The following is a 14,097-nucleotide window of genomic DNA, read 5'->3' on the forward strand; positions in this document are numbered from 1 at the left end:
TTAAACTATAAAATCGAGCTGATCGCCCGCCGAACAACACACACCGGATAAGTAACGATGGTGATGTTGCTTCAACGCGCTGTTTTGAGCATTTCCAGCGGGCCCTCATCGTGATCAGAAGGTCGAAATTCTGGCTCGTGGGGTTTCGATGAAGTTCGGCAAGCGAGTGTCTCAACCGATCCGGTTTCCCAACGCGACTGGTTTTTCACAAACAGATCTAGCGCGAATAATGGATGACCTTCCAAGCTCCTCGGCTTGACAATGGGCCCACCAGAGCAACGCTGGAAACTCAGCTTGATCGGATAGTGAGAGAAACAGAAGCGCGGATTTCGCAAAGACCAATCCGGGATGCGCGATCTGGGCTGCTACTTCCGCATACCTTCGGTCACCCAAGGCCGGAAGGATGGACCGGCCCGTCAGGCCGGCCCGGTTCTTATTTCAGGACGATACCAGATCGCTGATACGCATCGGCAGCGATGTCAGCCGCTTGCCCGTCGCGTGGTAGACGGCGTTGCCGATCGCGGCTGCTGTACCGACGATGCCCAATTCGCCGATGCCTTTGACGCCGAGCGGATTGACGTAGTCGTCCTGCTCTTCCAGCATCTCCACGCGGATCTCGCGAATATCGGCGTTCACCGGCACCAGATATTCGGCGATGTTGGCGTTCAGGAAACGGCCGCGGGCCCTGTCGGTCTCGGTCACCTCGTGCAGCGCCGATCCGATCCCCCAGACCATGCCGCCCATCAGCTGGCTGTGTGCCGTCTTGCGGTTCAGCCATGTCCCCGCCGCAAATGCACCGTGGAGGCGCGGAACCCGGATCTCATGGGTGTATCTATGGATACGGACCTCCGCCATTTCCGCCCCGAAGGCAAACATCGCCCGCTCCGGCGTCACGGGACCGGCTGTTCCATAGCCGCCGGCGAAGGTGGTCGCGACCTGCTGCGGGGTCATCGCCTTATGACGGAATTCGCCGATCATTTCGACCTCGCCTTCGGGCAGCATCGCAAGCGCCTCCTGCAGGCTCTGGCGTGCGCCGCCCGCTGCGACAAGGGTGCCGTCCTCAAGCGTGACGGTAGCGGGGTCGACACCGGCCAACGGCCCGTCCGACATGCCGGTGACCCGCAGGGCCACGCGTTCCGCGATCTTCATACAGGCATCATGCACGGCAGACCCGGCAGAGGCAGCAGTGGTCGATCCGCCGGAAAGCGGGGCAACCGGCATGTCGGCCTCGCCCATGACAACGTCGACGGCGCTGACCTCCAGCCCAAGGCGGGCGGCGGCGATCTGCGCCATGATGGTATAGGTGCCCGTGCCCACATCATGGGCGGCAAGCTCGATATAGGCAGAGCCGTTTCCGTGCATCCGGACCCGTGCATTGGACGCGAGGATGTTGGTGGGATAGGTCGCCGTCGCGCAGCCGTAACCAACCAGCCAGTCCCCATCGCGCATCTCGCCGATCCCGGTGGCGCGGTCTGCCCAACCGAAGCTTTGCGCGATCGCGTCGTAGCTTTCCATCAGGTGGCGCGACGAGAACGGAACCCCGTCGGTCGGGTGGGTCTGGGTATCGTTCGCGCGGCGTAGTTCGACCGGATCCATCCCCAGCTTCCATGCCAGTTCGTCCATCGCTGATTCCATGGCGAAGAAGGTCTGCATCTCGTTCGGGGCGCGCATGAAGCCGCCGGTGTTGGTGTCCGAACGGGACAGGCGCTGTTCGGTGTGGATATTCGGGCAGGCGTACATCGCGCGGGTGATGTGTGTACCAGGGTTGACCACGTCGTCGAACTGCGAGGTCTGGCCGATCTCGATATGCTCGAACGCCGTCAGTTTTCCGTCCGCAGTGGCGCCCAGCCGGAATTTCTGCTGCGTTTCGGGACGGAACGTGGCGACGGTGTACATCTGCGGGCGGCTGACGACCAAACGAACGGGCGCGCCTACGCCTTTTGCCGCGGCGATTGTCAGCATCGCGTAGGGAGTGATCCCGGCCTTGGCGCCGAAGGCCCCTCCCACGAAGGGAGAGATCACGCGCACGCTGGTTTCCGGCAGGCCATAGGCGCCTGCGATTCCTGCACGCAAAGTACGGACAGACTGCGACGGCATCCAGACCGTCAGCCGGTCCCCGCGCCATTCGGCAGTAGCTGAAAACATTTCCATCGGATTGTGGTGCTGGAACGGAGTGGTGAACGTCATGTCGACGCTTTGCGCTGCGGCATCCAGCCCCGATTGCAGATCCCCCTTGGTCAGCACCATGCCTTCGCTGTCTTCGCCCGCACCAACGACAAAGCTGTTTTCGCTGTCCATGTGGATCGCGGCATCGCCCTGGTCGTATTGCACCTCGACCAGATCGGCGGCACGGCGTGCCGCGGCGGCATTTTCTGCCACGACATAGGCCAAGGGCTGTCCGGCATAGCGGATTTCCGTCCCTTCCATCGGCCAGAAAGAGGCCGAGCCGGGCCCGCCGGCGTAAAAGCCTTTCACGGTTTTATAGTCCGGCAGCGTCTCGTGCGTATAGACGGCGACAACGCCTTCCTCCGCTTCAGCCTTGGAGGTATCGATCGCGGTGACAGTGCCCAGAGCGATGGAAGAACAGGCCAGCGCGCCGTGCAGCATGCCCGCGGGAAGGACGTCGGCGGCGTAGGTGGCCGTCCCCGTCACCTTGCGGCGTGCGTCGGTACGGGTGACTTCGGTGTTGATTGTCTGTGCCATCAGTTCTGGCCTCCGATGCGCGATTTCACTTCCATGAGCGCGCCAGCGACCACGTCGGCCCCCAGCGCAATCTTGTAGGCCGACCCTTCGAGCGGCTCTGCGTCCTCGAACGCGATACGCCCCGCTTCGCGCGCGGCCTCTTCGGTAAGCGGTTTGCCTTTCAGGCTATCCTCGGCCGCCTTTGCGCGCCACGGAACCGAAGCCACACCGCCAAGGGCGATCCGCGCGTCGCGCACGGTCTCGCCGTCCATTTCGATCCCGACGGCTGCCGAGGCGGAAGCGAAGGCATAGCTTTCGCGGTCCCGTGCCTTCAGGTAGGTGCTGTTGGCCATGGCAGGGATGATCGGCACGACAATCGCTGTCACGATCTCGCCCGGTTCAAGCACTGTTTCCGTCTGTGGCGTGTCGGCGGGCAGCAGGTGAAGGTCCGCGAAGGGGATGGTCCGCGTGCCACCGGGACCCCGTGTCTCGACCACCGCGTCAAAGGCGATCAGCGCTTGCGCGAAATCACCGGGGTACATCGCCACACAGGCCGACGAACCGCCGAGGATCGCGTGCAGCGTCGTCTCGCCACCGCTGAGAGCGGCACAACCGCTGCCGGGGGTGCGCTTGTTGCATTGCGCATAAGCGGTGTCGCGGAAGTAGGGGCAGCGGGTGTGTTGCAGGATGTTGCCACCCAGCGTCGCGGCATTGCGCAACTGCGGGCTTGCCGCTTTCCACAGGGATTCCGAAAGGGCGGGGCAGGCTTCGACCACCTGCGCGTCCGCGCCGACCGTGCCCATTTTCGACAGGGCGCCAAAACGCAACTGGTCCGCCGTAACCTCGTAGCCGTCGAGCGCGTCAAGACCGGTGATATCGACCAATGCGTCCGGCCCGATCACACCGATCTTCATCAGATCGACCATCGTCGTGCCGCCGGCGATGATCCGTGTCCCGGCAGTCGCGGCGGCGTCGCTGGCGGCAGGCAGGCTGTCAGCCTTGGTGTATGTAAAACTCTTCATCGGTTCACCCTTTCTGCGCGTCGCGGACCTGCTCGACGGCGGCCACGATGTTCAGGTAGGCACCGCAACGGCACAGGTTGCCGCTCATGTACTCGCGAATTTCGGCAGCGTCCGTCGCGTGCCCCTCGTCGATGCAGGCGATGGCCGACAGGATCTGTCCGGGGGTGCAATAACCGCACTGAAACGCATCATTTTCGGCAAAGGCGGTTTGCATCGGATGCAGATCGCCCGTCGGATCGGCCAGACCTTCGACGGTAACGACTTCAGATCCTTCGGCCATGACTGCCAGTGTCAGGCAGGAATTGACCCGCGTGCCGTCGAGCAGCACGGTACAGGCACCGCATTGGCCCTGATTGCATCCGATCTTCGTGCCCGTCAGCCCGAGGGTGTCGCGCAGGGCCTCGACCAGCGTTGTGCGCGGCTCGACCGACAGATGGCGGGCCTTGCCGTTGACTGTCAGCGTGATCGTGCGCGCATCGGCAGAGGCCGGTGCCTCTTGGGCCTGCGCCGCACCCACAGCCATGCCGAGCGATCCCGCTACGACCGAACTGCCTTGTAGAAATCCACGGCGCGACACGCCCGGACGGCGCAAATCTGGAGGAACTTTGGACATAACCCTGCCTTTCGACGATAAAAACAACCTGTGAGGGAAGGGTGGGGCTTTGGCCTGCGGCGGCAAGTCGCACATCGCAAAAACCTGCTAAGTGGTCCCGTGCATTGAAGATTCAGAACCCGTTAAGCATTGCGGTTGAGGGGTGAACGCATTCCTGCGGCCCGCGCCGTCTTGTCCGGGGGCGCCGCTGCAAACGCGACTGCCCCCGTCAGACGTAGCCCGCGATCACCTGCATCAGCTTGTAGGCCGTGGAGGCATCGTTCTGGACCACCGCTATGAATTCCTCGGCCCCGATGCGCAGGCAGGTGATGTCGCTGCGCGCGCGCATGTCGAGCGCGCGGGGCACCTGCCGGATCAGTGCCAGTTCACCGACGATATCGCCCGGTCCTGACGTCGTGACCAGCTGCTCCGATCCGTCCTCTGCGTGGGCAATCATTTCAACCGTCCCTTCCAGGATCACGAAAGCCCCCATGGTCGGCGCGTCGCCCTGGCGAAAGATGGTTTCGCCCGCTTTTGCATTGTGCCAGCGCGCGCCAAACGCCAGCAGACGCAGTTGCCGCGTCTTCAGGCCGGTGAACAGATGCGTCCGCTCCAGCGCCCTGATTTTCCGCGCCAGATCCGCGCTGGCAGTGGCATCGCCGGTCTCGTCCATGTCTTCGTCCATGGCAGAAAGACGGCCGTTTTGCAGGACGAAATGGTGGTCGAAATCCTCGGGGTCGGGCACCTCGGGCGCGATGGTCAGAATGATCGCTTCGGGCAACAGCCGGTGCAGCCGGTGGTGGAGGGTTTCGCGCAGGCTGGCATCAAAGCTCGCCATTGCGCCGTCGAGGATCAACAGATCGGGCCGCTTGATCGTCGCGCGGCAGAGCGACAGCGGCTCGACCAGCGTGGCAGGCAGATTACTGCCCCCAAGGCTGAGCGGAAGATCGAACAACTGCCGCAGAAGGGCCCCCTGCAGCCCGGCGGCGTGCAACTGTTTCTCGGCGACACGGGTCAGAGCATCTGTTTGTGCGCCCGGCATCAGCTTGCCGAACAGCGTATTTTCCAGAACCGAAAGACCACGGATCGGTTGATCCGCCGACAGCGGGGCGAACAGGCTGTCGGTATTGCGGCGCAGGTGCGCGCCGTGCGTCTTGCGGATCTCCAGCACCTTTTCGATGATCCCCGCGGGGAAGCTCGGCCCGATCTTTGCGGCGGGTACGACCAGTGGCACCGCCAGCAACTGGGCGACCTGATCGCGCGTGAGCGCGCCGCCGCGCCGCAGGGTCGGCAGATGCGACAGCGCCGTCTCGAACGCGCCGGGATCCAGCCCGAGCTTCAGAAACAGGGGATGATCGGTGCCATCGATGCCGAAGATACGGGTGAGAAATTCGACCAGATCGGCGGACAGAAGCAGCAGATCATGTTCAAGGTTCAGCTCTTTGAGCAGTGACAGGAAAGACGGGTGATCCAGAAGCACCTGCGCCGACAGGGGCTGCAAAGGCATTGCGAACAAAAGATTTTCCGCGACTGGCAACGCCAGATTATAGCGGTTTTCGTCGAAGAAGCTCACGTCCTTGTCCAGCCCGGCGTCTATGACCGATCTTTGCACATCTGCCCGAAGTTTCACGACCGCCTGCGCCAGGTCCGGGTGCTGGTCGGGATCAAGGTCAAGCTCGATCGCACGCCCGAACAGCGGCGCGTCCAGCCCGGTGCCCGCAACCAGCCGCGTCCACCAGTCTTGCAATTCCGCCTCGTCGGTCATGCCTGCGGCCCCCGCGTCCAGCCAGACCGCCGCCAGTGGATCGGTACTGTTGCCGGTCAGTGCGCTTTCTTCGGCGCGCGCCGTGTCCGGGGCCGGACCCTGCGGGCCGGTGCGCAGGGCCATGTTGACGTTCTCGGCCATCTTGCCGCGAAACATCACCGGCGTGGCGCTGGCGTGCCCGATCCTGCGCGCGATCGTCGCCTGATGCAGGCTTCGCAGATCGTGACCGGCCATCGTGATCGTGCCGGAGGTCGACAGAACCTCGCGTGTCAGAAGCGCCGTCAGCGCGCGGCGGTCCTCTTCGCTGGCGGCGGTGATGGCAATCGTGCTGGCGGCGGGCAGGGTCGCGTTCAGATCCTCAAGGACAATCGTGCCGTCCGGGTCGCGCACCGTCACCGACTGGAGCGCGATATCGCCCGCAAGGCGGGGCAGGTCGGTCGGCAGACCCTCCAGCAAATCGGCGGCGACCATGTTGTCGGGGGCAAAGCGTTCGGTGACCGTCTCCCAGCGCACCGCCATATCGGCAGTCTGGTTGTAATAGGCCAGAAGCTCTTTCCACGGGCTCGACAGATCCTTGTAGGCGGCGAGGGCCGCGACAAGGGCGCCCACCGTGATGTCGCCACGGATCACGAGGTAGCCACCCAGCGAGTAGAAAAAGAACGGTGTCATCTGCCCGATGAAATTGTTCACGAATTTCATGAAGAACTTCTTGCGGTAAAGCCGGAAGCGGATGTCGAACAAACGCCCCAGCCGGTCCGAGATCATGGCCAGCCGGTAGCGCCACCCGCCGTTCAGCCGCAGGGTCGCAGCGCCCGCCGCCGTCTCGCCGATCTCGGCGGCCAGCGCGCGCACTTCGATGACACGTTCCTTGTTCATCAGGTTGATCTGGCGTTGCAGCTTCGGGATCAGCCACGCCTGCAAGGGGATCAGCGCCGAGGCGGCAAGCCCGAAGACAGGGTTTTGCGCGAAGAGAAAGCCCAGGATCGTCAGCATCTGTCCTGCCTGCAAAACCGGTTGCGCCACAGCATCGCCCATCAGCCCGCCCATGGGTTCGGCTTCGGATGTAACCATGCTGACCAGCTCGCCCTGACTGGTGCGTTCGAAATAGGGGGCGGGAAAGCGCAGGATCCGTTCGATCAGCGTGTAGCGAAAGCGCCGCAATAGGCGTTCGGACAGAACGCCCTTCATCGTGTTGATCCGCATTTTCAACAGACCGTGCCCCAGCACCGCGCCCAGAAATACAGCGCACAACAGCATCAGATAGGTGATCTGTCCGACTTCGACGCCCAGTACCGGCACAGTGGACGCATTCGCCCCGATCGCGTCGTTGATGATCCGTTTGGGCAGCTCGAGCGTGAGATACAAAAGCGGAAACAAAAGCAGCGTCACCAAAAGAAGCCGCAGCTGAGCCCATTTGGAGTATCTCCAGATAAATGAAAACAGCGTGCGTTCGATGACGTATCCAATCGTGTCCCACATCGGTTTCGACCTCGATCCTAAGGGGGCAACGCGTTTCGGCAAAGCGATTTACGGCTGTGCGGTGTTTTGGGCACGACACCCGGCCCCCTACGCTGCGCGCTGGCAGTCGCGCCGGTGATGGTGTATAAAAATCTGGCCGGACCGTGTTGGAAGCGTTGGTTCGGGGCAATCTGGGGGATTAGTCATGCACCAGCCTTCGCGGCAGGGTGACAGACGTCAGGTCTCCGTCTTGTTTACCGACATGGTCGGCTATACGGCCATCGTCGAGGATCTGGGCGAAGAACGCGCTGTCGCCTTCACGAAGATGATCTATGACACGTTGACTGCCGTCGTGCGCGCGCGCGGCGGTACCGTGCGGTCCTTTGCCGGTGACAGTATCATGGCGGTGTTCGGTCTTCCCGAGGCGATGGAGGATTCCGCCTTGCGGGCGTGCCGCGCGGCCCTCGCAATTCATGTCGAATTTGCCGCCCGCGCCGCCGATCTTGAACGGCGCTTCGGTGTGCGGCCCCAGTTGCGGGTGGGCGTCAGCTCGGGCACCGCCGTCATGGCATCGGTCGAAGGCGACAACTCGGAACTGACCGCCGTCGGCAAAACCGTCAATCTGGCCTCGCGGATCCAGTCTCTTGCGCCGTCGGGGGGGTGCCTGATCTGCGACGACACCCGGCGCCTGGTCGAGTGGCTGGTCGAAACCGAATTTCACGGCGAACACGACATCAAGGGTGTGTCGGGCGACCAAAAGCTGTGGGTTCTCAAAAGCATCGCTGAAAGCGCCACGCGGTTTGATGCATCGGTCGCGCAGGGGCTCAGCACCTATGTCGGTCGCGAGGATGAGCTTGGCGTGTTTTTCGACGCGCTGGAGAAGGCCGAGAGCCAGTTGAGCGTTGTCGATCTGGTCGCGGAGCCGGGGCTGGGCAAGACGCGGCTGGTCTACGAATTTCTCAACAGTCCGCAGGCACGCGACAAGCTGATGCTGACCGGCCATTGCGCGGCGGACGGCCAGCAGATCCCCTTCTTCCCGTTTCTGGAGATTACGCGACGGTCTTTCCGGATCGACGACAGCGACAGCCCGGACAGGATTGCCGAGAAACTGTCGAAGGGTCTGCGCGCGGCGCATCTGTATTCCGATGAAAATCTCGGGCTTTTGATGAACCTTCTGGGGCTCGAGCCACCGGAAGGCGCGCTCGATGGTCTTGACGGTGTTCTGATCGGTCTGCGGACGCGCGATCTGTTCCCGGCGCTTCTGGCGCACAACTGCCGCAACGCGCTGGTGATCCTGCAGATCGAGGATATCCACTGGATCGATACCGCCTCCGAGGGCCTGTTGCGCCGCCTCATCACGGAAGCCCGGCAGCCGAACCTGATGGTGATCCTGCCCCGCCGTCCCGAATATATTCCGGACTGGAACGACAGCCCGGCAGTGACATCGCTGCCGCTGCAACCGCTTGCGCAGGACGCGATCGGCAGCATCGTGCGGGCGCGTCTGGGGGTGGAGAGCGTTCCGCCCGCGCTGGTGCAGCAGGTGGCAGAGCGGGCAGGCGGCAACCCGCTTTTCGGGGAAGAAATCGTTGCGTATCTCTCGAACGAAGGCGCTTTGCGGGTCAATGACGGCGAGGTGTGGTTCGACGCCGAGCGGGGCCGCAGCGGGCTGCCCGTCAACATGCAGGGGCTTTTGACCGCGCGTGTCGACCGCCTTGACGAAGCGGACCGCAGGCTGCTTCAGGCCGCCGCCGTGGTCGGCAGGCGCTTCGATCCGGGGCTGTTGACCGGCGTGGCCGAAGGGTCCGTCGACATCGCGGCATCCCTGCAACGGCTTCAAGCGCTCGACGTGGTCTACCGCGAGGGCGATACATCGGATTTCCGGTTCAAGCATGTGCTGTTGCGCGACACCGTCTATCAAAGCCTTCTGTCCGAACGTAAATCCGCCTTGCACCTCGGGATTGCCAAGGCGATCGAGGCGCGCAGCGCCGCCCGGCTGAGCGACAGCGCGGATACGCTGGCCTACCACTACGCGCAGACCGACCGCGACGATCTTGCCTTCCGCTATGCCGCGCTTGCCGGGGCGCGCAGCCTCGGGGTGTATTCGCTGGAAGAGGCAAACCGCTATTTCGCCTCGGCGCTGGCGCTCTACGAGCGTGACCCGGACTGCGCCTCGGAGCAGGCATTTGCGGATATGCTCGCCGACTATGCGATGTGCGCCAATATCTCGCTGCGCGTGAACCGGATGCTGGAACTGGCCGACCGCGTCGAAAACTTTCTCAAGCAGCAGGGCGATAGCGCCAGCCATGTCCGTTTTCTGCACCACTACCTGTGCTGCCTGATCTGGAACGGCCGCTACTTGGATGCGCTGGCGGTCGAACGGCAGCTTTCGGCGATGGCTCAGCGGGTGGGCGATGCGCCGTCGCTCATTTACGCGCTGGTCAGCGAAATGGCCGTGTCATGCTACACCGGCCACTTGCCGCGCGAGACATTCGAGGCGCGCCGCGCCGAGGCCGAGGCCCTGCTTGCCGATAGCGACGACGCCTATCTCCATAACTTTTTCCACGCTCATATCGGATGGAATGCCGTCTGCCGCGGGCAGGCCCAGGCTGCGCAGGCCGCCGCCGACCGGATGATCGAGCTCGGCACACAAAAGAACGACCCGCGCGCGCTGGGTTACGGGACGGGTATGAAGGCGCTGATCGCTCTGGCCAGCGACAATTACCAGATGGCATTCGACATCTCGCAGGAGGCACGGCGCCTGTCGCGCGTCCCCTTCGAGACGACAATCGCGGAAACCGCCTATTACGCACCTCTGATCCCGCTTGAAAAACCCGGCGCGGCGCAAGAGGTGCAGGCCTATTGCGACCGATGTTCGGAACGCGGCTGGACGCTGTTCATGTCCACCACCTTTACCATGCTCGGCATTGCCAAGGTCATCGACGGGCGGATCGCCGAAGGTTTGAAGCATATCGAGGACAGCATCGCGCAGCGCGAGCGCGAGGGCTTCAAGGTAGGTGCCGACTGGTACAGGTTGTTCCTGTGCGATGTCTATCTGGCGATACTGGCGGGCGAAGGCGATGCATCGCCCGCTGTAATGCTGCGCAACATCGGCGCGCTTTCCAAGGTCATTCTGTTCGGGGGGCGCGACATCACGCGGATGGTGGAAACGGTGCGTGCCAATCCGATGTTCGACCCGGAAGGTCACCAGATCGGGCGCGCGGAAATGATCCTCGGCCTGTTGTGCAAGATCAAGAAAAAGAAGGACCGCGCCCGCGCCCATTTGGAAGAGGCGCGCCGGATCGTGGCCCCGTCTGGGTCTTCGGGCATGTTGACCCGGATCGAAACCGCGCTGGCGGATCTGGACGCCTAGGCGCCCAGACCTGCCAGATACCGGATCGCCGGCAGGCTGGGCAGGAAGGTGTAGGCCCCCCCGCGCACGTGCACCAGACGGGGCAACTGCGGTACGGTGATCGCGCTGCCATCGGCCAGAACCACGTCAAATCCGTTCGTTACCGGGTCGTTCGCGCCCAGAAGCGGATCGTTGGTGCCGGTAATGACCGGATTTTGCAGGCCAAGGTTGATCCAGTCGCACATCACAGCCTCGAACTGCGCGCCGGGGTTGGCGCCGATGAAATTGCCCAGCAATCCGCGTTCGGCGTTTCGGGTCTCGGGGTCGTCGGGGTCCCATTTCGGGCCGTAGGGCATCCCGCGACGCACCAGTCTGCGCGTATAGCTGGCAATCCGCTGGACGATCGCGCCCCCGCGCGGGTTGGCGCGGCGCATGTGCGCGCCCGCCGGGCATCTCGGAAATTCCTTGTAGTCGAAATTGGTCCGGTTGACGGCCGGGACAGGCTCCATCGTGTCGGGTGAGCTTTGGTAGGGCACCCCGTTGCGCCAGCGGCCGCACATCTGCGCGGCAACGATTTCGCGCAGCGCCTGCCTGCGGGTCAGCCCCTTGCCGACTTTCGTCTCGCCCCCTTTCGGCAGCAGGCGCTGACCGTCGGGGTGTGCGTCGATCACCTCTGCCGCATGGGTCAGGAAATCCTCGTAGGCGGGTACGTCCTGCGACAGCACGCGAAACGCGTTGAAACTGCCGTTCAGCCCCAAGGCTTGCGGGCTGGGGACGGTGAACCGCATGTCCTCCATGCGGGTCGGATAGCCCAGAAGGATCGTGCCCAGCGGGTCGATCGGCTCGTCCACTCCGTCCATCGAGGGATCCTTGACCCAGCGAAAGCGCGGCTGCGAGATGTTGTCGGTATAGCCGAAGAATACCTTGTCCTCCCCCAGTCCCGCACCGTCCCGCTGGCCCAGAACGGTAAACGCCTTTTCGACCTGCGCATGGACCTTCGCGATCTCGTTTTCGACATCGGCGTAGATCGACGCGACGATATGCAGCCGGTCCGGATCGTCGAAAGGGGCGGGCCAGTGCTCGGGAGCGCTGGTGCCGGTGTCGCCCAGTTTCGCGGCACGCTTTGTCATGCCTTCTACAAATTCCGTCGGGAATGTCGCGATGTGGTTCTGCCCCACGCCAAGCGCGCGCAGGCCGGCGCAGGTGATGCCGATGTTGAAACACGACGGCGGTTTCCCCTCGCCCCAGTCTTCGTCGGGTGTGATGGCAGGGACACCGTCGCCACCGCCGTCCGCCGCGAGCGCCAGAAACCTGCGGGCGGCCTTGGCATCGGTGACTTCAAGCATCAGGTGCCGGACCAGATGGCGGCGGTATCCGCGCAGGATATTGCCCTGGATGTCTGCGTAATCGGGGTGCTCCATTACCATCCCACTCCGAACTTGGCCCGCACTTGCGCAGCAGAGAAACCGGGATAGGACCGGTAGCCCCCGCCGAGCGAGATGTTGGGGTTTGCGTGCAACTGCAGGATCAATTCGCGCGGCAGCGTCATCAACTCATGCGCGGGCGTGTCCGCGGGCAGCCCCTTGGCCGCATCCTGAAGCGCGAAAAGATCGGTCGGGAAATCGGTGGCCTGCCACAGGTCGTGGGCATGCACCCAGTCGATGAATTCCTCGACGTGTTCGGTGGTCGGGATCATCTTGTCGCCTCCTTCGACCAGCGTAATCACCTCGTCGAAGACCGTTCCGATGGTTTCGATGAAGTCGCGGATGTAGTTGCTGAAATCACCGTCGTAGACCGAGATCATGCAGATCGAATCCCCCAGCAGCAGGAAGCGCGCGGTGTGGACCGTTCCCACATTGTCGAGGCCCGCAAAGATTTCGTCGACGTTCTGCGCGATGGCCAGAACCGCCTTGGCGCGGCCCAGCGGGGACGTATCCTTCAGTGGCATGATAAGGTTCATCATGCGTTGCAGGCTTTCGCTGGGCTGCTGGGACTGGCGCGGTCCGCCCGGCAGCTTGGGCTTGGGATCGCGCCAGCACCAGTAGGGCACGACTACATATCGCGACAGCCACATGAACCAGCGCTTGCTGGGAAGTGCGTTTACCCAGTCGTTGAACCATCCACCCTGTTCAGTCATCCATATGCCCTTTCGTGAAGGGGCAGGCGATGCCGCCGCGCTTCTTGCTTGAATAGTTGTAGGCATGGCGGCGCAGGTGCAGGACCGGATCGCCCGAAGGCTCGATCCCCTTCGTCAGCAGCCACGGGTTGAAGCTGATCCGCTCGCCAAAGGTTTCCTGATCCTTTGGCACCCCGGTGATGGTCAGCGTTCCCATCATCACGCGTATGCGGTGTGGGGGCCACGGTTTGGTCGAATCCTCGAACGCGTCGCCGTTCTCCCCGATCATCATCATCAGCGAAAACCGCGCTGGCTCGTTTTCCAGCCGCTGGCGCAATTCGTCCTGAAGGTAGCGGTCGCGTGGCGGCTTGGTCGGATCGGTGCGTTTCACACCAGCGATGGGCTGCCACGAGAAACGCACCGGTCTGCGTGTGCCGTCCGTGCCGGTCACGAAAAACGTGTGCACCGCATGGTAGGCCGCCCGCGCATAGCTCGTCGGCGCGCCGATAGAGGCGGCCTCGAACGTGCTGAGCTGCGCGGATTTATGTTCATTCGCGTAAGCGATGGCGCCCATATTCGGGCTGATCTTTTCACCCGGGTACGGGTCAGGCGCAGGCGGGATCAGGCGCAGCATATCGAGGATCTTGCGCCAGGGGGATTGCCAGACAACCGGCTTCGGCTTGGCCCGAATGGTAAAATCCAGAAACGTCTCGGGGGTGGGGGTGAAGAATTCCGGCAGGGTCATGGCGACCAGATCGGTGTCGGTCTTGTCGGGCAGATGAAAGCGCACGGCCAAGCCGCGCACGTCGGACCATCCGTCGCGGACCGTGGCCGACCCCGACCCGTTCGAAAACCGCAGCGATACCTTTGTCTCGCTATGGCGTTTGAAATGCGCGGCAGTGCAGTAGTCTTGGGCCACCCGTGACGGATTGAAATATCCGACAGCCCCGATCCCTATCGAGTGGACAGGCCTCAATGCCGGGCTGCCGTCCGGGCGCGCCAGTTCATCAACAATTCTTTCGGCAATCTCGCTGTCATCTATGGCGTCCAATGTGCCCCCCGATCCATTGGCGGCGTGCAGCCCTTCGGGGCGGTCACGCGATTTCTTTGTGA

General features: G+C 63.2%; 8 protein-coding genes. 1 reads left to right on the forward strand and 7 read right to left on the reverse strand.

The genetic code is table 11. The features are described 5' to 3' along the window. Window positions 1-438: 438 nt before the first annotated feature. The 4 genes from ABMC89_RS13270 to ABMC89_RS13285 form a co-directional block, all read right to left on the reverse strand. Window positions 439-2,703, reverse strand: coding sequence for a xanthine dehydrogenase family protein molybdopterin-binding subunit (locus ABMC89_RS13270; protein ID WP_349568674.1), 2,265 nt, complete (start codon window positions 2,701-2,703; stop codon window positions 439-441). Next, complete coding sequence (locus tag ABMC89_RS13275; protein WP_349568676.1) at window positions 2,703-3,704, reverse strand: FAD binding domain-containing protein; 1,002 nt, start codon at window positions 3,702-3,704, stop codon at window positions 2,703-2,705. Before ABMC89_RS13275 ends, ABMC89_RS13270 begins: the two co-directional genes overlap by 1 nt. 4 nt (window positions 3,705-3,708) lie before the next feature. Beyond that, window positions 3,709-4,317 (reverse strand): (2Fe-2S)-binding protein, encoded by a 609-nt coding sequence (locus tag ABMC89_RS13280; protein WP_349568678.1) that lies wholly within the window; start codon window positions 4,315-4,317, stop codon window positions 3,709-3,711. Window positions 4,318-4,525: 208 nt separating this feature from the next. Further along, window positions 4,526-7,540 (reverse strand): ABC transporter transmembrane domain-containing protein, encoded by a 3,015-nt coding sequence (locus ABMC89_RS13285; RefSeq protein ID WP_349568680.1) that lies wholly within the window; start codon window positions 7,538-7,540, stop codon window positions 4,526-4,528. A 184-nt stretch (window positions 7,541-7,724) separates the two neighbouring features. Here ABMC89_RS13285 and ABMC89_RS13290 point away from each other — a divergent pair, with 184 nt between their 5' ends. Continuing rightward, window positions 7,725-10,889 carry an ATP-binding protein gene (locus ABMC89_RS13290; RefSeq protein ID WP_349568682.1) on the forward strand — a complete coding sequence of 1,055 codons (3,165 nt, stop codon included), beginning with the start codon at window positions 7,725-7,727 and terminating at the stop codon, window positions 10,887-10,889. Here the strand turns inward: ABMC89_RS13290 and ABMC89_RS13295 are convergent. Genes ABMC89_RS13295 through ABMC89_RS13305 form a run of 3 tightly spaced genes read right to left on the reverse strand, consistent with a single transcriptional unit; the run spans window position 10,886 to window position 14,035 of the window. Continuing rightward, on the reverse strand, window positions 10,886-12,289 hold the full coding sequence (locus ABMC89_RS13295; RefSeq protein ID WP_349568684.1) for a hypothetical protein: 1,404 nt from the start codon (window positions 12,287-12,289) through the stop codon (window positions 10,886-10,888). The genes ABMC89_RS13290 and ABMC89_RS13295 overlap by 4 nt on opposite strands. Then, the gene (locus ABMC89_RS13300; RefSeq protein WP_349568686.1) at window positions 12,289-13,005 is read right to left on the reverse strand and encodes a hypothetical protein; all 717 of its coding nucleotides are present in this window, start codon (window positions 13,003-13,005) and stop codon (window positions 12,289-12,291) included. Before ABMC89_RS13300 ends, ABMC89_RS13295 begins: the two co-directional genes overlap by 1 nt. After that, entirely contained in the window at window positions 12,998-14,035 is a 1,038-nt protein-coding gene (locus ABMC89_RS13305; RefSeq protein WP_349568688.1) for a catalase, read from the reverse strand. Before ABMC89_RS13305 ends, ABMC89_RS13300 begins: the two co-directional genes overlap by 8 nt. Window positions 14,036-14,097 lie beyond the last annotated feature (62 nt).

The sequence above is a fragment of the Sulfitobacter sp. HNIBRBA3233 genome (assembly GCF_040149665.1).
Classification (GTDB): domain Bacteria; phylum Pseudomonadota; class Alphaproteobacteria; order Rhodobacterales; family Rhodobacteraceae; genus Sulfitobacter; species Sulfitobacter marinivivus.